General features: G+C 38.6%; 15 protein-coding genes. All 15 read left to right on the top strand.

The annotated features are described in order from the left end of the window. The first annotated feature begins 77 nt into the window (after positions 1 to 77). The 15 genes from xseB (at position 78) to leuC (ending at position 19,419) form a co-directional block, all read left to right on the top strand. Positions 78 to 314, top strand: a complete 237-nt coding sequence (xseB, locus tag B5D25_RS06135) for an exodeoxyribonuclease VII small subunit (protein ID WP_078787083.1) — start codon at positions 78 to 80, stop codon at positions 312 to 314. Positions 315 to 325: 11 nt separating this feature from the next. Then, positions 326 to 1,318 carry a polyprenyl synthetase family protein gene (locus B5D25_RS06130; RefSeq protein WP_078787082.1) on the top strand — a complete coding sequence of 331 codons (993 nt, stop codon included), beginning with the start codon at positions 326 to 328 and terminating at the stop codon, positions 1,316 to 1,318. Next, positions 1,318 to 3,294 carry a 1-deoxy-D-xylulose-5-phosphate synthase gene (gene dxs, locus B5D25_RS06125; protein ID WP_078787081.1) on the top strand — a complete coding sequence of 659 codons (1,977 nt, stop codon included), beginning with the start codon at positions 1,318 to 1,320 and terminating at the stop codon, positions 3,292 to 3,294. Before B5D25_RS06130 ends, dxs begins: the two co-directional genes overlap by 1 nt. 10 nt (positions 3,295 to 3,304) lie before the next feature. Beyond that, entirely contained in the window at positions 3,305 to 4,141 is an 837-nt protein-coding gene (locus tag B5D25_RS06120) for a TlyA family RNA methyltransferase (RefSeq protein ID WP_078787080.1), read from the top strand. A gap of 16 nt (positions 4,142 to 4,157) precedes the next feature. Continuing rightward, positions 4,158 to 5,006, top strand: a complete 849-nt coding sequence (locus tag B5D25_RS06115) for an NAD(+)/NADH kinase (protein WP_078787079.1) — start codon at positions 4,158 to 4,160, stop codon at positions 5,004 to 5,006. A gap of 38 nt (positions 5,007 to 5,044) precedes the next feature. Continuing rightward, on the top strand, positions 5,045 to 5,497 hold the full coding sequence (locus B5D25_RS06110) for an arginine repressor (protein ID WP_078787078.1): 453 nt from the start codon (positions 5,045 to 5,047) through the stop codon (positions 5,495 to 5,497). Positions 5,498 to 5,611: 114 nt separating this feature from the next. Beyond that, positions 5,612 to 7,267: a DNA repair protein RecN gene (gene recN / locus B5D25_RS06105; RefSeq protein ID WP_078787077.1), complete on the top strand. Its 1,656-nt coding sequence runs from the start codon at positions 5,612 to 5,614 to the stop codon at positions 7,265 to 7,267. 146 nt (positions 7,268 to 7,413) lie between these two features. Then, entirely contained in the window at positions 7,414 to 8,346 is a 933-nt protein-coding gene (locus tag B5D25_RS06100) for a M14 family metallopeptidase (RefSeq protein ID WP_078787076.1), read from the top strand. Then, positions 8,343 to 9,278, top strand: coding sequence for a M14 family metallopeptidase (locus B5D25_RS06095; RefSeq protein ID WP_078787075.1), 936 nt, complete (start codon positions 8,343 to 8,345; stop codon positions 9,276 to 9,278). The genes B5D25_RS06100 and B5D25_RS06095 overlap by 4 nt, the downstream gene beginning before the upstream one ends. A gap of 55 nt (positions 9,279 to 9,333) precedes the next feature. Then, positions 9,334 to 13,113: a phosphoribosylformylglycinamidine synthase gene (locus B5D25_RS06090; protein WP_078787074.1), complete on the top strand. Its 3,780-nt coding sequence runs from the start codon at positions 9,334 to 9,336 to the stop codon at positions 13,111 to 13,113. 101 nt (positions 13,114 to 13,214) lie between these two features. Further along, positions 13,215 to 14,159 carry an AAA family ATPase gene (locus B5D25_RS06085; protein WP_078787073.1) on the top strand — a complete coding sequence of 315 codons (945 nt, stop codon included), beginning with the start codon at positions 13,215 to 13,217 and terminating at the stop codon, positions 14,157 to 14,159. Further along, a complete protein-coding gene (locus B5D25_RS06080; RefSeq protein WP_078787072.1) occupies positions 14,156 to 15,337 on the top strand; it encodes a DUF58 domain-containing protein in 1,182 nt (393 codons plus the stop codon). The genes B5D25_RS06085 and B5D25_RS06080 overlap by 4 nt, the downstream gene beginning before the upstream one ends. Before the next feature lie 223 nt (positions 15,338 to 15,560). Then, complete coding sequence (locus tag B5D25_RS06075; protein ID WP_143000650.1) at positions 15,561 to 16,562, top strand: hypothetical protein; 1,002 nt, start codon at positions 15,561 to 15,563, stop codon at positions 16,560 to 16,562. A 72-nt stretch (positions 16,563 to 16,634) separates the two neighbouring features. Beyond that, a complete protein-coding gene (locus B5D25_RS06070; protein ID WP_078787070.1) occupies positions 16,635 to 17,999 on the top strand; it encodes a hypothetical protein in 1,365 nt (454 codons plus the stop codon). Between the two features lie 160 nt (positions 18,000 to 18,159). Then, the gene (gene leuC, locus B5D25_RS06065; protein WP_078787069.1) at positions 18,160 to 19,419 is read left to right on the top strand and encodes a 3-isopropylmalate dehydratase large subunit; all 1,260 of its coding nucleotides are present in this window, start codon (positions 18,160 to 18,162) and stop codon (positions 19,417 to 19,419) included. The last annotated feature ends 15 nt before the right edge of the window (positions 19,420 to 19,434 follow it).

The following is a 19,434-nucleotide window of genomic DNA, read 5'->3' as shown; positions in this document are numbered from 1 at the left end:
TAAAGTGATTAGTATAAAACGATAAAAGATAATAAAGAAATTTGCTTTTAAACATTGATCATAAATGAGAGGTAAAAATGGCTGAAAGAGTTAAGAAAACCAAAAAGGAAGATTCGGTTGAAGAGAATTTTGTTATAGAGGATGCGTTTGAAAGACTTGAAGAGATCGTAGCAAAACTTGAAAATCCGGATACCAAATTAAATGAAGCTATGGACCTGTATAAAGAAGGCGTTGTTCTTTCTGAAAAATGCAGAGAGAACCTCGAAGGCGTTGAAACTGAGATAAAGATTTTAAATACTGATAATACAAAATAGGAAGTGAAACTATGGCTGAGAAAACTTCAAAAAAAGTAAATAACAGTAAAAAAAATAAGGACAAGATTAACGAAAAAACCGTTGGCACATACATAGAAGAGACTGTTCTTAAGTTTCTTCCTGAACCTGACGGAATGTCTGATAAGGTCAGAGATGCTATGGTTTACGCGGTTGAAGCCGGTGGTAAGAGAGTAAGACCAACTCTTATGTACCTTACATATAAGGCATTTTCACTTAGCAATAAAGATAAGAAAAAGATCAAGGCGCATGATAAAGTTATAGAGAATTTCATGGCGGCTCTTGAAATGATACATACATATTCACTTATACATGATGATCTTCCGGCACTTGATAATGATTCTCTCAGAAGAGGAAAGCCAACAGTGCATAAAGCATTTGGAGAGGACATTGCTATCCTTGCCGGAGACGGACTTTTAAATTACAGCTATGAAGTTGCCGCAAAGAGTTTTATAGACGCACCGGGAGATGCGGATGTAGAGAAATCAATCCTTATCCTTGCTTCAAAACCGGGACTTTACGGAATGCTTGGCGGTCAGACTCTGGATGTGGTACTTACAGGAAAGAAGCCTGATAAGAAACAGCTTTCATATATTTATTCCAATAAGACAGCAGCACTTCTTGAATGTGCTGTTGCTATCGGCGCAACACTTGCCGGAGTAAGCGGAGAGCTTCTTGATAAGCTTCAGAATGCTGCATACTATGTCGGTATGGCGTTTCAGGTTCAGGATGACATCCTTGACGTAACAGGGGATGAAAAGATTCTGGGCAAGGAAGTAAGCCAGGATGAAAAAAATGGAAAGGTTACATTTGTTACACTTTACGGACTTGATAAGGCCCGCGAATATGTTAAGCAGGCATCAGAACTTGCGACAGGTCTTATTGATGAAGCATATAGTGAAATAATAAATCAAAATGATGACATCAATCCTTATCTCGATATGCTTAAGGATCTTATAATCAAAATGATAACCAGAGAAAAATAATGAAAATACTTAAAGATATTAATAAAGCAAATGATATAAAGAATGTATCTCCGGATTGTATGGATGATCTTGCACAGGAGATACGAAATTTTATCCTTGAAAAGGTCAGCAAAAATGGTGGACATCTTGCGTCTAATCTTGGAGTTGTGGAGCTTACCATGGCACTTCATTTATGTATGAATTTCCCTGAAGATAAGCTTATTTTTGATGTGGGTCACCAGGCCTATACACATAAGATACTCACAGGAAGAAAAAATGATTTTGATACTCTCAGGAAGTTTGACGGACTCAGTGGATTTCCGAAAAGAGATGAAAGTGATGCGGATTCTTTCAATACAGGCCACAGTTCTACCAGTATTTCGGCTGCTGTCGGAATGGTTGCTGCAAGGGAACTCAGAGGTTCCAATGAGAAAATATGCGCTGTTATAGGGGATGGTTCCATGACAGGCGGTATGGTCTATGAAGCATTCAATCAGCTTTCGAGGATCAAGTCCAATCTTGTTATTATTCTGAATGATAATGAAATGTCCATAGATAAAAATGTAGGCGGCGTCTCAAGATATTTGAATAAACTGCGAGTTGGTGAGCCTTATAATGATCTTAAGGCAGGAGTTGAGAATATCCTTAAGAGTATTCCCGATGTGGGAGAGAAGATGGCAAAGGGACTTAAGCGCTCTAAGGACAGTTTAAAGACTCTTTTCGTTAAGGGAAGTTTTGTCGAAGAAATGGGCATAACTTATATAGGACCTGTTGATGGTCATAATATTAAAGAAATGACCAGAACATTCAGAAAGGCATTTAAGCTGAATAAGCCTATTCTTGTTCATGTAAAGACAGTAAAGGGTGCAGGATATAAATATGCAGAAAAATATCCTGAGCATTTCCATGGAGTGGATCCTTTCCTTCTTGAAACAGGTAAAAGCGTAAATAGAAAAACAAGAGCCACAAATACTGATGTATTCGGTAAAAAGTTATGTGAGCTGGGAGCAAAAGATAATAGAATAGTGGCTATCACAGCAGCCATGGCTCAGGGGACCGGAGTCAATTATTTCCAGAAGAAATTCCCTGAGAGGACTTTTGATGTTGGTATAGCTGAACAGCATGCGGTAACATTTGCGGCAGGACTTGCAGCGGGAGGGTATATTCCGGTTGTGGCAATATATTCTTCATTCTTGCAGAGAGCTTATGATCAGATACTTCATGATGTATGTCTTCAGGGGCTGCATGTTATCTTCGCTATAGATAGATCCGGACTGGTAGGTCGAGACGGAGAAACACATCAGGGTATATATGATGATGCTTATCTTGCGGATATGCCGGGACTTAAGGTAATAGCTCCTAAAAATGCATCCGAGCTTTGTGCAGCATTTGAATATGCTGCAAAATGCGACGGACCTGTAGCTATTAAATACAGTAGAGGATTTGCATATAGAGGCCTTGCAACGAATAAAGATTTTTCCGATGAATCGGCTGAAATAATATCAGGCAGTATTGAGATAGAGGAGAAGAATAGTTCTCTTGATGATAAGAAAGATACTTCCGGTGAGATAAAGAAGAGAGTGGCTATAATTGCCTGCGGAAATATGGTTGAAGAATCGGTCAAATTAAGAGACAGACTCATTTCCGAAAGTAATATCGAACCTCTCTTTGTCAGCGGAAGATTTATAAAACCTATCGATGAAGAGTTACTTAAAAATCTGGCAGGTAAGTTCGATATAATTGCATTTGCCGAAGAAACCTGCGAAGCCGGAAGCTATGGTGAGAGAGCCGCAAGTATCATTCTTGATGAACTTTCCAAGATGTGTTCAGGTGAGAAATTTGATACAGGATGCTCTAAGGAGAATATAAGATATCCGAAGATACTCAACTTCTGTATCAAACAGGATATGGTAAGACAGGGTTCGGTGGATGAACTTAGAAATGAATTGGGAATCTCGGCCGATATGATGTATGAAACCATAGTTAAAAATTTATAAAAGGATCATTATGAAGAAAAGACTTGATGTATTACTGTATGAGAAGGGGCTTGCCGATTCAAGAGAAAAGGCAAAGCGTCTTATCATGGCAGGAATAGTTTATGTTGATAACAATAAAGAAGATAAAGCAGGAAGTACATTCGAAGAGACTGTAAATATCGAGGTCAGGGGCAAGACTTTGAAGTATGTAAGCCGAGGCGGACTTAAGCTTGAGAAAGCCATGGATGTATACGGAATAAGACTTGATGGTTATGTCTGTATGGATGTCGGAGCTTCAACAGGTGGTTTTACAGACTGCATGCTGCAGAACGGGGCAACCAAGGTTTACAGTGTGGATGTAGGACACGGTCAGCTTGACTGGAAACTCAGAAATGATGAGCGTGTCGTATGTATGGAAAAGACCAATATAAGATATGTTACACCTGATGACATTTCCGATATTCTTGACTTTGCTTCGATAGATGTTTCATTTATATCACTTACAAAGGTTCTTGGACCTGTAAGAGACCTTCTTAAACCGGGTGGAGAGGTTGTGTGCCTCATTAAACCTCAGTTTGAAGCAGGTCGTGAAAAGGTAGGGAAAAAGGGCGTTGTAAGAGATAGAAATGTCCATAAAGAAGTAATAAAAATGGTTACTGAATTTGCCGGAAATAACGGATTCAGTTTCAAGGGGCTTGATTTCTCACCGGTTAAAGGACCGGAAGGAAATATCGAATATCTGCTCTATATTAAAAAGACAGAAGATATGGATGAGCAGGGTGATAAACAAAGTGAAGATATAGTAAGGATTGATGATTCACGTATAGATGAAGTGGTTACACTCAGTCATGAAACTCTTGATAAATAACAATAGGTATTAAAGCATGAAAAGTCTTCGTAATTTTTTGATATATGTAAATAGCATTAAAGACAGTGACAGAACTTTATCAAATCAGCTGGTGGAGATAATAAAGCGCCACAACGGGACGGCGACTATAGCCAGTGGAGATCAGGATACGGTTCAGGGATGTGTAACTGAAGATAAATTAAAAGACAGAGACGCTATAATCGTTCTCGGAGGAGACGGAACATTTCTTCGTGCGGCTCACGTTACGGGAGGCTCCGATCTTCCGATGATAGGAGTGAACCTCGGAAGAATGGGATTCCTTGCTGAAGTCGAAGTCCAGAGGATGGAAGAGATGGTTCAGCACCTTGTTGAAGGAAATTATAAACTTAGCGAACGAATGCTCCTTACGGGTAAGATAGGCGACGGCAGTTTTAAAGCTGTAAATGATATCGTATTTTACAGAACCGGAAAGCTCAGACTGATAGCACTTAAGGTATATGTAAATGGTGATTATTTTGAAACTTATAAAGCGGACGGCGTTATCATTTCAACTCCGACAGGTTCCACTGCTTATAATCTTTCAGCAGGAGGACCGCTTGTATCACCGGATGCAAAAGTCATGATAGTAACTCCGATATCACCTCATTCGCTTGAAAGTAAGAGCTTTGTATTCTCCAGCGAAGATAAGATTCGAGTAGAAGTATTTGAAGACTGTGCATATGACGGAGTTGGCGTTGATGTATCCTTTGACGGATTTATAAACAGAGCGATCAAAGAAGATGAATATTGTGACATAGAAGTTTTAGGGGATACAGTAAAGTGCATTTCAATCACGGAAAGTAATTTCTATGATATTTTAAGACAGAAGATAAAGCGTATAGACTAAGAGATAGATTTATTAAGTAAAATCGGATGGTATAAATTATGAAAAATGAAAGACAGGACATGATACTCGAGATAATCGCTTCAAAGGATATCGAAACACAGGAGGATCTGAGAGAAGAACTAGTTAATCATGGATATCATGTAACTCAGGCAACTGTATCCAGAGATATAAGAGAGCTTGGGCTGAGAAAGAAGATGGGTTCGGGAAGAAGGCTTGTTTATACAGCAGTTAAAGATGCAAATATGACAGGAAGCGACTCATACAAGTCGGTATTACAGGCAGGCATTTTATCTATGGTTCCGGCTGAAAATCTTATAGTGATCAAGACTGTCTCCGGTGTGGCAATGGCTGTTGCAGCGGCTCTTGATAGACTTGAGATAGACGGATTACTTGGAAGTATTGCAGGAGACGATACTATCTTTCTCGCAGTAAAGAATCATAATTATACAGAAAAGATCATAAAAGAGATAAAGATTAAATCAGAAGAATGATATGTTGACCGCAAAGAATACGCATTGTATAATTACCGAAATATACACAATGTGTAATCTTTGCGTTTTGTTCTTTGAGAGAATTTTGGCTTTATTGAAGGGAATAGGTTAAGTATGCTTATAAATATACATGTTAAAAATCTGGCGCTTATTGATGAGCTGGATATTGAATTCGGCAAGGGGCTGAATATCCTCACCGGAGAGACAGGAGCCGGTAAATCTATTATTATCGGTGCCATAGGAATCGGACTGGGCGGACGATTTAGTAGAGAACTTTTAAGAGATAAAGATAAGGACGGGCTCGTGGAGCTTTCTTTTGATGTGAACAGTGATAAGATTCAGGATGAAGTGATAAAAGAATTCATTTCAGACGGAATGATAACCATTTCAAGAAAACTGTCCGGTGACAGAGTGATAAGCCGAATTAACGGAGAGACTGTCACTGTATCGAAGATTAAAGAGGTTGCGGAGAAGCTTATAAATCTTCATGCTCAGCATGAACAGACGACACTTCTTCAGGAAGATAAACATATAGAGATACTTGATGCATCGGATAAGGGGCTTCAGGCACTTAAGGAAAAGGTTTCCGAAAGTTATAAGGCTTATATGAATAATCATCATGAATTGGAGAAGATGAATGGTTCATCGTCTGACAGATTTAAGAGGATTGATTTCCTTAAATACGAGATAAATGAGATTGATGCGGCAGCCCTTCGTCCGGGTGAAGATGAGGAACTTGAAGCATTATTCCTTAAAATGAATAACAGTAAGGAAATATGCGAGATAACAGAAGAAGTTTATAATATCACAGGATATGATTCATCATCTTCAGCAGGAAATAATATCTCAAGAGCTCTTCAGCGACTTAGAAATATCGAAAAGCTTGATAAAGATGCGGAAGGACTTGTAAGCCTTCTTACAGATGTGGATTCTATTTTAAATGATTTCAATCATTCTCTCAGTGAATATATAGCAGATGCTGAGTTTGATGATGAAACATATAAAGAAACCGAGAGAAGACTGGATCTTATTAATTCACTTAAAGCAAAATACGGTCATTCCATAGAAGATATACTTAATAGCTGTGAAGAAATGAAAGAGGAGCTTTCAGGACTTTTATCATTTGATGAAAAACTTGAAGAACTTAAAGAAAATGATATCAAGCTTGAGAGAGAGCTTGACCGTATATCGGAAGAACTGTCTGCCGCAAGAAAGAAGCAGGCTGAAGTACTCAGTAAGGGCATAAGCGAAGGTCTTGAAAATCTTAACTTTAACAGAGTTCTCTTTTATATGAATTTCGACAGGAAAGAGACATATACTGCAGATGGTATAGATCAGGCAGTATTTATGATATCTACTAACGTGGGAGAAGAAGCAAGACCGCTTCATATGGTGGCATCCGGCGGTGAGTTATCAAGAATCATGCTCAGCATAAAGTCAACACTTGCGGATACGGATAATACGCCGACTCTTATATTCGATGAGGTAGATGTGGGTATCAGCGGCATCACTGCCCAGAAAGTTGCGGAGATGATGAAGAAACTTGCGAAGGATCACCAGATCATTTCCATTACACATCTTCCGCAGATAGCCTCAAAGGCTGATAACAGCTATATCATTGAAAAAGTTGTTAAAGATGAGAGAACATTCACGGGAATCAGGCGAATTGAAGGAGATGAAAAAGTCAAGGAGATAGCAAGACTTCTTGGCGGAGATATTATCTCGGACAATGTTATCAGTGCCGCGAAAGAGATGCTTCAAAATGAATAAGAAGCAACTTTGGTGTAAAAAAATGCAGTTTAATGAAAATATATTTTAAATATTTTTGGCTTTATAATCGCACTTGATACAATAACTCTTATTATTGTATAATAAAGTTTGACGTTGTAATAATTACATAAATTTAGGGGTGTTACATGATAGATACAGTAGTTTCAGTGAACCTTATGGTTGGGGAAACACTGAAGATAAAGAAGAACCGTCTCGAGCCTGATTATACAAGAGGGTGCAAGAGGCTTTGTATCGTTTCGGGGATTTACGGAGATGAGCTACAGGGGCAGTATATTTGTTATGAAACGATCAGAAGAATAAAAAACAGTTACGAGGATCTTACCGGAATAGTTGATATATATCCATCGCTTAATCCTATGGGACTTGAAGCGGGAGTAAGGGAGATTCCCGGACCTGAACTTAATATGAATGAACTCTTCCCGGGTTCTGAACAGGGAGCTATGGGTGAATATGCGGCAAATGCAGTGCTTCGTGATATCGAAGGCGCTGATTTCTGTCTCGATGTTCACGGAAGTGATATGTACCTTTGCGAGATTCCGCAGATCAGAATGAATGATGATGTTGAGAAAGAGATAATGCCTTACGTTGAACATCTTAATACAGATATGATCTGGGTACATCCATCGACACAGGTTAACAAAGGAAGCCTTGCATATGAACTCAATAAGATCGGTGTTAAATGCTGCGTTACTGAGTCAAGTTATGCATATAAGATCGATCAGGATTACTGTAATCAGATAGTTGACGGTATATTTTCGCTTATGAAATATATGGGAATCTGGAAGGGTGAGACCGTTAAGCCAAAGGATCCGTTTTTGGTCCATGACGACGATATGATCTATATCAATTCTGAGAGCAGCGGAATATTTATTCCTAAGTCATCTGTTCATGATATGGTAAATGAAAATGATGAAATCGGAAAAGTCGTTGATGTTATTACAGGATCTGTTGAAGAAGTGATCAGGGCACCTATAACGGGAATGATAACAGGAATGAGAGAATATCCTGCTATCGAGGAAGGCTCTTTACTTGCAAGAATAGTAGGAGTGAGAAAATGACCAAAGAAACGCTTTATACCATGAATACTGCTTTTAGAGGCGAGTATTCTGTTTATGGATATACTTACGGAAGAGGAGAGAAATCGGCTTGTATAGTCGGAGCTCTGAGAGGACATGAATTTCAGCAGCTTTATATTTGCTCCATTCTTTCCAAAAAACTGGCAAGACTTGAAGAAGAGGGTGCGATAGTATCGGGCAAACAGATACTTGTTATCCCTTCGCTTAATTACAGCGCAATGAATGCAAGTCACAAATACTGGCTTTCGGATGATTCGGATATCAACAGACAGTTTCCGGGAAATCCAAGCGGACCTGCAACAAGCAGAATAGCATATGCTACACTTGAAACAGCGAAAGAATATCTTTATGGTATTCAGTTCAGAAGTTTCTATCTTCAGGGACAGTTCATTCCTCATATAAGGATGCTGGCATCTGAAAAAGAAGGAACAAATCTTGCAAATCTCTTTGGAATGCCTTATGTTCTTATGAGTGAAGGCAGACCATATGAGGCTGTAACTCTTGCTTATAACTGGCAGATGGCAGGAACAGAAGTTTTCTCTATCTATTCCGGAGGGACAGAAAGAATCCACGAAGGATATGCTGAGACAGCTGTTTCCGCAGTTTTAAGATTCCTTTCAAGAATGGGAATCATCAAATATAATTGCCAGGGTGGATATATTTCCACTGTAATGAATGAAGAAAAGATGCTTTCAATCAAGTCAGATGAAGCAGGTTTCTTTAGAAAATACGTAGGTACAAATGAAGAAGTTACAAGAGGTCAGAAGCTGGCTGATATAATCGACCCTATGACCGGAAATGTCATTTCAACAGTACTTGCGCCTACCAGCGGTATCATTTTCTTTGTACATGACAATCCTATGGTATTCCAGAATGTTGTCATATACAGGATGATAAGGAAAATGCATAAATAATGTATGATAAAGGCAGCAAATGCCTATACATGCATCATAATATATGGAGGATAAAATGAGTAACGTAAGAAGAATCTATGTGGAGAAAAAACAGGATTATGCTGTAAGAGCAAAAGATCTTCAGCAGCAGTTCAGAGAGTATCTCGGTATCAAGAATATCACAGTTCGCGAACTTGTAAGATATGATATTGAGAATATTACAGAGGATACATATAAGAAGGCTATCCCTACTGTATTTTCAGAACCACCTGTTGATACTGTATTTGAGGAGTCTTTTCCAAAGAATGAAGGCGATTTTGTATTTGCTACCGAATTCCTTCCGGGTCAGTTTGATCAGAGGGCAGATTCTGCAGAACAGTGTGTTAAGCTTCTCAATGAAAATGAAGAGCCAATCATAAGATCTGCTGTAACTTATGTTATAAGCGGTGAGATTTCAGAAGATGATAAGAAGGCAATCGAGGAGTATGTTGTTAACCCTGTAGATTCAAGGATTACTGATGAAGTTAAGCCTGAAACTCTTGTTATGCAGCATCCTGAACCTGAAGATGTTAAGATCTTTGACGGATTTAAGGATATGCCTGAAGCAGAATTAAAGGCACTTTATGACAGTCTTGGACTTGCTATGACATTTAAGGATTTCCTTCATATTCAGAATTATTTCAAGAATGAAGAATCACGTGATCCTTCAATGACTGAAATCAGAGTACTTGATACATATTGGTCAGATCACTGCCGTCATACAACATTTGCGACAGAGCTTACTGATGTATCATTTACAGACGGTTTCTATAAGAAGGCTATCACAGATACATTTGATAAATATAAGAGCGACAGAGAAGTTATTTACAAGGGACGTGATGATAAGTTCATCTGCCTTATGGATATAGCTCTTATGGGAATGAAGAAGCTTCGTGCAGACGGAAAGCTTGCTGACCTTGATGAGTCGGATGAGATCAACGCTTGTACAATAGTTGTTCCTGTTGAGATAGATGGCGTGAAAGAGGACTGGCTTGTAAGTTTCAAGAATGAAACACATAACCATCCTACAGAAATCGAGCCATTCGGTGGTGCTGCTACATGTCTTGGTGGAGCTATCCGTGATCCGCTTTCAGGACGTACATATGTATATCAGGCTATGCGTGTTACAGGTGCGGCTGATCCTACAAAGTCACTTAAGGAGACTATGCCTGGTAAGCTTCCTCAGAGAAAGATCGTAAGAACAGCAGCAGAAGGATATTCTTCATATGGTAACCAGATCGGTCTTGCTACAGGTCTTGTAAACGAAGTATATCATCCAAATTATGTTGCTAAGCGTATGGAGATCGGTGCCGTTATCGGTGCAGCTCCTAAGAAGAATGTTAAGAGACTTACATCTGATCCGGGAGATATCATTATCCTCCTTGGTGGACGTACAGGTCGTGACGGTTGCGGTGGTGCAACAGGATCTTCAAAGGCACACACATCTGAATCACTTACAACTTGCGGTGCTGAGGTTCAGAAGGGTAATGCTCCTACAGAAAGAAAACTTCAGAGACTTTTCAGAAGAGAAGAAGTTGCCTCTCTCATTAAGAAATGTAATGACTTCGGTGCAGGTGGTGTATCCGTAGCTATCGGTGAACTTGCAGCCGGACTTGATATTAATCTTGATCTCGTTCCTAAGAAATATGCAGGTCTTGACGGAACAGAACTTGCAATCTCAGAGTCACAGGAAAGAATGGCACTTGTTGTTGATCCTGCAGATGCTGATAAGATCCTTGACTATGCGAGAGAAGAAAACCTTGAAGCAGTTAAGGTTGCAACAGTTACAGAAAGCCCAAGACTTGTTATGAAATGGAGAGGTAAGACTATCGTTGACCTCAGCCGTGCATTCCTTGATACAAACGGTGCTCATCAGGAAACAACAGCAGTTGTTGAGACACCTTCTAAGGATGACAACTATTTCGAAGAAGCAAAGAAAGCATCAGTTTACGGACTTGATGATAAAGCAGATGTTACTGATATTTGGAAGGCAGTTCTCGCAGATCTTAATGTATGTTCACAGAAGGGCCTTGTTGAGATGTTCGACAGTACTATTGGTGCAGGTACAGTAACAATGCCTTACGGTGGTAAATATCAGCTTTCACCTATACAGACAATGACAGCTAAACTCCCTGTTCTTAAGGGTAAGACAGATACAGTAACTATGATGAGCTATGGTCTTGATCCATATCTTTCAAGCTGGAGCCCATATCATGGTGCAGTATATGCTGTTATTCATTCAGTAGCTAAGATAGCTGCTGCAGGTGGTGATGTAAGTAAGATTAGACTTACATTCCAGGAATATTTTGAAAGAATGACAGAAGATCCTACAAGATGGGGTAAGCCTCTTGCAGCTCTTCTTGGTTCATATGCTGCTCAAATCGGACTCGGACTTCCATCAATCGGTGGTAAGGACAGTATGTCGGGAACATTTAATGATATAGATGTTCCACCAACACTCTGTTCATTCGCAGTTGATGTAAACAGCTACATGAATATAATCACAACAGAGTTTAAGAAGGCAGGAAATCTTATATTAAAACTTGATATCAAGAAAGATGAATTCAGCCTTCCTGATTATGCTGATGTACTTGATAAGTATGCAAGTTACAGATCAGATGTTGAAAATGATCTAATCGAATCTGCATTTGCAGTTGGTTTCGGTGGTGTCATCGAAGCAGTCAGCAAAATGGCATTCGGTAATAAGCTTGGCGTTAAGTTAGATAATAAGATCATTTCTAAGGAAGAACTTATCAGTAGAGATTACGGTTCAATAATCGTTGAGATCTGTCCTGAAAATCTTGAGAAGCTTAAGGCACCATTTACTGTAATCGGTGAAGTTACAGATGATGGAACATTCAGCTACGGAAGCAGTAAGGTTTCAGTTGATGAAGCAGTTAATATCTGGACAGGAAAACTTGAAAAGGTATTCCCAACAGCTTCAAATGTTGAAGATAAGAAGATCTCTACAGGACTTTATACAGCAAAGACAATACAGGTTGCTAAGAATAAGATTGCTAAGCCACGTGTATTTATACCTGTATTCCCTGGTACTAACTGCGAATATGATTCAGCTCATGCGTTCGAAAGAGCAGGAGCTGAAGTTACAACTATAGTTCTTAACAATATGGATGCTGAAGGAATAAGAGAATCTGTTGATGCATTTACAAAGGCCATCAGCAATGCTCAGATCGTTATGTTCCCTGGTGGATTCTCAGCAGGTGATGAACCTGACGGATCAGGTAAATTTATCGCTACAGCATTCAGAAATCAGAAGATTGCTGATGAACTTATGAAGCTTATCCATGAGAGAGACGGTCTTGTTCTTGGTATCTGTAACGGTTTCCAGGCTCTTATGAAACTTGGTCTCGTACCATATGGTGAAATCAGAGCTCAGGGAGAGGACAGCCCAACACTTGCTCGTAACTCTATCGGACGTCATCAGTCCAAGATGGCATATACAAAGGTTGTTTCCAATAAGTCACCATGGCTCAGACGTGCTGAACTCGGTGGAGTTTACTCTATACCTATGTCACATGGTGAAGGAAGATTTGTTGCGAATGATGAGTGGCTTAAGAAGCTCTTCGAGAATGGTCAGGTAGCTACACAGTATGTTGATCTTGAAGGTAATCCAACTATGGATGAGGATTACAACATCAACGCATCTTACATGGCTATTGAAGGTATCACAGATGCAACAGGACGTATCCTCGGAAAGATGGGTCATTCTGAGAGACGTGCTACAGCTGATTATATAAATATTTACGGAGAAAAGGATCAGCAGATCTTTGAATCAGGTGTAGAATATTACAACTAAATTTAATAATTCACGGTCGCATTTTCAAGAAATTGAAGATGCGGCCGATATCTTAAGATGGAACAAAATGTATTGGTTATAATTTGATAAAGGGGAATTATATGATTACTAGAGATTTATACTTAAAAGTTCTTGGAAATGTGAGAAGGTGCATCATCGGAAGAGATGAGACATTTTCACTTATTTTTTCTGCTATTCTTGCAGGCGGACACGTTCTTTTAGAGGATAATCCCGGAACTGGTAAGACAACTCTTGCGAAATGTATTGCAAAGAGTATAAACGGAGATATGGGACGTATCCAGTTTACGCCGGACCTTATGCCTCAGGATATTACAGGTATTAATGTTTACAGCAGAAAAGATGAAGAGTTCCATCTGCTGAAAGGTCCTATTTTTACAAATATTCTACTTGCGGACGAAATCAACCGTGCAACTCCTAGAACTCAGTCGAGTCTTCTTGAATCTATGGAGGAAAGAACATGCACAATCGATAGAGAGACTTTATCTCTCCCTAGTCCGTTTCTTGTTATTGCAACAGAAAACCCACTTGAAACCACAGGTACATATCCGATTCCGGAAGCGCAGTTAGATAGATTCCTTATTAAAATGTCTATGGATAATCTTAATAAGGAGGATGAGATTACCATCCTTGAAACCTATAAATCAGCAAATCCGATGGAAGAGATTCAGCCGGTTTGCAGTTGTGAGGATATCCTTAATGCTATAAATGAAGTGAAAAATATCTATGTTCATAAGTGCATAGAAGAATATATTGTTGATATAGCTATAGCTACAAGAAATTCCAATAAGCTTCTTGTAGGTATCAGTCCGAGAGCAAGTATTGCTCTTATGAGAGTGAGTCAGGCATTTGCAGCTATTTCCGGAAGAAATTATGTTATTCCGGATGATGTAAGATTCCTTGCACCTTATGTACTCGGACACAGGATAATCACTGCATCCGGAATACAGACTATGCTTGAATGTAATACTGTAATTAATGATATTGTTAAAGGGATAATTGTACCTACGGAGAATTGGGCTGAATGAAACTTATCATAGCATTTATTGCGCTTTATATTATTTTTGCTTTTCAAAAAGAATTATACCGACGCAATTGGAATAAGGGACTTTCTGCCAAAATATCTTTTGACAGAAATTACATTGAGTACGGCGAAGAGAATGAGATGAAGATCGAGATAAGCAATAAAAAGCTTCTCCCTTTGCCTGTATTTCAGCTGAAATATTCCATTGATAAATCCTTGGTATTTAATGATGAAAAGAACTCTACTATAACAGATCTATGTTATAGAAATGAAGCGTTTTCTGTTCTCGCAAATCAGAAGATAACCAGAAAGTATATCATCAGAGGTACCAGAAGAGGCTTTTTTCTTGTGTCTAACGGAACCATACAGGTAAGGGACTTTTTTCTTATCTCTACTTTTGCGCGTCAGGTTGATAATGATGCGATTATTTATGTATTTCCGCGTAAGATAAGAACGGATAGTTTCGATAATATGATGCGTGGAATCATGGGTGAAGTATCTGCAAAGAGAAGTCTTATTTATGATAATCTTTCATTTAGAGGCATCAGGGAATATACCCGAACTGACAGTCAGAAGAGTATCAATTGGAGACAGACAGCCAAGAGAAATGATCTTATGGTAAATCTTTATGATTATACTATGGACAGGGAAGTCAAGATATTCCTTAATCTTGAGGCGGACAATATGATCGCTACAGGATATCTCCTTGAAGAAACAATCTGTCTTGCAAGTTCTATTGCAAGGAGACTTCTTGAAAGAAAAATTGCAGTTTCATTCTTTTCGAATGGTTATATGAGGGATATAAGATCCGGCGAAGCATTAAGTCTTTCCGGGGATGTGTCAGAACTTCATACAAATAGAGATATTCCATGTCCTTACGTAGGTAAGGGGGCCGATCTTAGCCATTCAATAACTATAGACAAATCACTTTCTTCCATAACATCTACAGGTGCTACGGAAGAGTTCATGAAGATATTAAAGAAAGAAACAAAATACGGTGCTCAAAATATTCAATATATAATTATTTCTCCATATCACAGAGAGGATCTTCTTACAGAAGTTGACAAGATGAACAGGAATAATCTGGCGGTTACAATGGTTGTTCCTCATTATGATACTATTCCTCTCAGAGAGAAGAGAAGTTATATGTACGGCTGGGAGGTGAAGAAAAATGACTCCTAGGTTGAAATTGATCAGAACGTTTTTTGTATATATATACAATACTATATTTATATATTTTATATTGGATTTCCTTTTGTTTTTCTTTAAACAAAAGCCATTTGATGTGACATCAATACTTGTGCTTTGTACGATCAGTTTGATTTCATATCTTTTGAGATATAAAGCCAATAATAATATATTAATACTATTCTTACATATTTTGATGTTTATAGCTGTGATCATTATGCCGGATCTCATTCCGCACAAAGTTATGCTTTGTTTTGGGGTTGTATATTATGGTGTAACAGCTATGCTTTTCCTTGAAAAAGGTAAGACCATTAAATCTTTTGAAGATCTTCCGTTGGCGCCTTTTGCCTTTGGTATTTTTGTATATATTTACGGTTTTGCAACTCATAATAATCTTGTTCTTGCAAGGGCTTATACAATCCCGCTTATGCTATTTTTACTGCATTTCATAATCCTTTATATGGACGGCGTAAGAGAGTTCTTTGATACGAGTAAGGATATATCTAAAAAGACCGCAAATAAAATGCTTAATTCCAATACAATTATAGTTGCGGGAGTTATATTCGGAATTGTTCTAATGATATTCCTTGCAAATGTTTTCGGGCTTGATGAATATCTTGAAAGATTCCTAAAAAGCATGAAATGGATACTGTTTATATTTGTATTCTTTTTCAGGGGAATCGGATTTTTATTCGGTCTCATTTTCTCCGAAGAACCTCCGTCAAGGAGAAAAGTTGTTGAGGAAGAAGAGATGGAGGAACTTATAGAGGGCTCCGGCAATTCATTTTATTTCCTCGTTCAGATACTTGTTTTTACAGTAATTGCCATAATGGTATTCATAATTCTCAGAAGGATAATCAAACTTATCCTTGCGAGAAAGAAAGAAGACGGAGATATAGTTGAGAAGCTTGAGGATGTAAGAGGTAAAGAGGCTGCTAAAAATGGTGGTGTTTTCGGGAAGTTCAGAGAAAGATTTTCCAATGAAGAAAAATTCAGAAGATTATACAGAAAAAATGTCATAAAGCTTAATAAGAAAAATACTCCGAGTGATACAGATACAACATTTGATATCCGTGATAAGATTAGAGAAGATGTGAAGAAGGATATCACAAAATCTACGGATATTTATAATGAAGTAAGATATGGCGAAAAAGAAGTAGATAATGATACTTTGAAGAGGTTAAAGAAAAGTTTTGGTGATGGAACTGAAGTGGAATAGATTGGTCATTTAAATGACGGATCAAGCATGATGATTTTACATTTTGAGTTATTCCCTACAGGAGGTAAAGATATGAAGAAGAAGGGGCTGGCAGCAGGAGTCGTGATGGGACTTGCGATGCTTACCGGATGTTCGAATACAAATCAGCATAAAAAGCATAACAATAATCATGGACAGCCTTCTAGCAGTATTGTAACAACAGAAGATATAAACGGTACTTCGCTCAGTACAAATGAACCGGGTTCGGATGTGACTGAGATAACTACGGAAGTTGTTCTGCCTGCCGGACTGAAAGATGGTCCGGATGTAAAGGATATCTATGTCGATACAGTGGACGATATAATGAGCTTTCTTGATGGAGAGTGGGTTATGGTTAATAGCGGTAATCCTATCAGTGAAACTCCGGCACTTAAGATCGAATTTTATGAAGATAAAAAGAAATGCACGATAACAGGTGAAGATGGTCAGGCATTTGTTAAGGCAGATATATCTTTCCAAAATGCATTTGAAGATGATAATAATGCGAATCTCATCGGTTTAAAACCTGAGAGCACTTCTGACGGATATGTTACGGATCAGGAGAAGTTTTTGAATGAGACTTCATTTTATCAGATTCTGGCGGCTACTGTGGACGGCCAGTATATCATTTCTCTTAGAGAAATAGGTAATGAAGATACAATGATGTCGGGAGAGATATTTAAATTCAAAAATGTTTCCGGCGACAAAGCATGGATATTTAAAAAGGATATTCCGGAAGAGGAGACAGTCCTTTTGGAAGAAGGAAATGAAGCACTTAAGGTGAAAGGCACAGGATTCTATGCCAACAGATGGCTGGACCTCGGTGACTCGGTTTTCCTTCAGAGGATAGATATAAATCTGTTTATGGATAACTGGTACGGCGAAGATATGGAAATGCTTTATCCTATTTATACAGACGATCCTTACAACAATTATGCCATCAAATATAAGATAAAAGATAATGAAAAATCAGCACATTCGCCTGTATTTGAAACAGATATCGTATATGTTGAGACCGATGAAAACGGAGACATAACCAAGATATCAAAACCTGAATATCTGGGATTCGGATATTATAATAATATTCTGGCTGTTGAAGACCATAAGCCGGCTGTTAATGATGAATTTCTTGGGGAATGGGTTTTCGATGAAGACGGTGAGAGCCTCCTCAAGATCTCCGAAGACAGTACGGAAAATGGTGAATATAAGATTGAATTTACCTTTAAGGATCTATATACGGTTACAGGTAATGCCAATATCACCGATGATAATCTTGTAATGAATCAGGGATATATAAATGAAGATTACTGGTTCGTCGGTATTTTTTCAAAAGTAGACGATAAGCTCATTTTTAAGGTGGTTGAATCCGAATATGAGGGGCTTAATCAAGGTAAAGAAATGAATTTCAAGAAAAAATGATTGTAATTATGGTATATAAAGATATATAATCATATCTAATTCATGTTTAACCGAAAAAGTTTAGGTTGAATATACTGACAGATGAGTCGGGAATCATTCTTGTGAGTTTGAGAAGATTACCGTCTCTTTTGTCTTGAGTAAATTTTAGGAGGAAATAAATATGGGAATGACTATGACCCAAAAGATTCTTGCTGCTCATGCAGGTCTTCCAAGTGTTGCAGCAGGTGATCTTATCGAAGCGAAACTTGATCTTGTGTTAGGAAATGATGTAACTACTCCGGTGGCCATCAATGAACTAAGTAAATTTAAGAAGAAGGACGTATTTGATAAAGACAAGATCGCTCTTGTAATGGATCATTTTACTCCTAATAAAGATATTAAGAGTGCTGAACATGTTAAACAGGTTAGAGATTTCTCAAACGAAAATCAGATCACAAATTATTTCGATGTAGGAGCAATGGGTATTGAACATTCACTCCTTCCTGAAAAAGGTCTTGTAGTTGCAGGTGATGCAGTTATAGGAGCTGATTCACATACATGTACATACGGTGCGCTCGGTGCATTCTCAACAGGTGTGGGAAGTACAGATATGGCATGCGGTATGGTTACAGGACAGACATGGTTCAGAGTACCTTCAGCTATTAAGTTTGTTATAACAGGAAAGAAGCCGGCATGGGTAAGTGGTAAAGATGTTATCCTTCACATCATCGGCAAGATCGGTGTTGACGGTGCAAGATACAGATCAATGGAATTCGTTGGTGACGGTATCAAAGAGCTTACAATGGACGACAGATTCACAATCGCGAATATGGCTATCGAAGCCGGTGCCAAGAATGGTATCTTCCCTGTAGATGAATTAACTGTTGAATATTTAAAAGAGCATGCAACAAGAGAATATAAAGCATATGAAGCAGATGAAGATGCAGAATATGACGAGACATATACTATTGATCTTTCAACACTTCGTCCAACAGTTGCATTCCCTCATCTTCCTGAGAACACAAAGACTATAGATGAGGTTGGCGATATCACTATCGATCAGGTTGTTATCGGTTCATGTACAAATGGTCGTATCTCTGATATGCGTATCGCTGCAGATGTATTAAACGGACGTACATGTGCTAAGAATGTAAGAGTTATAATTATTCCTGCAACTCAGGCGGTTTACCTTCAGATGATTAAGGAAGGACTTGCTGAGATATTTATAAATGCAGGCGCAATCATTTCAACTCCTACTTGTGGTCCTTGCCTTGGAGGACATATGGGTATCCTTGCTCACGGAGAGAGATCGGTTTCAACAACCAATCGTAACTTCGTAGGACGTATGGGTGCTATTGATTCTGAAATATACCTTGCAAGTCCTGCAGTAGCAGCGGCTTCAGCAGTTCTCGGAAAGATCGCTTCACCTGAAGAACTGTAATTAGGAGGTAAGCTT

Origin of the sequence: Eubacterium ruminantium (genome assembly GCF_900167085.1) — a bacterium.
In the GTDB taxonomy this organism is placed as follows: Bacteria; Bacillota; Clostridia; order Lachnospirales; family Lachnospiraceae; genus Eubacterium_Q; species Eubacterium_Q ruminantium.
Note: the sequence above shows the minus strand (reverse complement) of the source record. Positions and strands in the feature narration are given on the sequence as shown.

Bases quoted from the DNA above. Each gene is read 5' to 3' on its own strand.
- xseB (WP_078787083.1), top strand. From the start codon at position 78: ATGGCTGAAAGAGTTAAGAAAACCAAAAAGGAAGATTCGGTTGAAGAG.
- B5D25_RS06130 (WP_078787082.1), top strand. From the start codon at position 326: ATGGCTGAGAAAACTTCAAAAAAAGTAAATAACAGTAAAAAAAATAAG.
- dxs (WP_078787081.1), top strand. From the start codon at position 1,318: ATGAAAATACTTAAAGATATTAATAAAGCAAATGATATAAAGAATGTA.
- B5D25_RS06120 (WP_078787080.1), top strand. From the start codon at position 3,305: ATGAAGAAAAGACTTGATGTATTACTGTATGAGAAGGGGCTTGCCGAT.
- B5D25_RS06115 (WP_078787079.1), top strand. From the start codon at position 4,158: ATGAAAAGTCTTCGTAATTTTTTGATATATGTAAATAGCATTAAAGAC.
- B5D25_RS06110 (WP_078787078.1), top strand. From the start codon at position 5,045: ATGAAAAATGAAAGACAGGACATGATACTCGAGATAATCGCTTCAAAG.
- recN (WP_078787077.1), top strand. From the start codon at position 5,612: ATGCTTATAAATATACATGTTAAAAATCTGGCGCTTATTGATGAGCTG.
- B5D25_RS06100 (WP_078787076.1), top strand. From the start codon at position 7,414: ATGATAGATACAGTAGTTTCAGTGAACCTTATGGTTGGGGAAACACTG.
- B5D25_RS06095 (WP_078787075.1), top strand. From the start codon at position 8,343: ATGACCAAAGAAACGCTTTATACCATGAATACTGCTTTTAGAGGCGAG.
- B5D25_RS06090 (WP_078787074.1), top strand. From the start codon at position 9,334: ATGAGTAACGTAAGAAGAATCTATGTGGAGAAAAAACAGGATTATGCT.
- B5D25_RS06085 (WP_078787073.1), top strand. From the start codon at position 13,215: ATGATTACTAGAGATTTATACTTAAAAGTTCTTGGAAATGTGAGAAGG.
- B5D25_RS06080 (WP_078787072.1), top strand. From the start codon at position 14,156: ATGAAACTTATCATAGCATTTATTGCGCTTTATATTATTTTTGCTTTT.
- B5D25_RS06075 (WP_143000650.1), top strand. From the start codon at position 15,561: ATGCCGGATCTCATTCCGCACAAAGTTATGCTTTGTTTTGGGGTTGTA.
- B5D25_RS06070 (WP_078787070.1), top strand. From the start codon at position 16,635: ATGAAGAAGAAGGGGCTGGCAGCAGGAGTCGTGATGGGACTTGCGATG.
- leuC (WP_078787069.1), top strand. From the start codon at position 18,160: ATGGGAATGACTATGACCCAAAAGATTCTTGCTGCTCATGCAGGTCTT.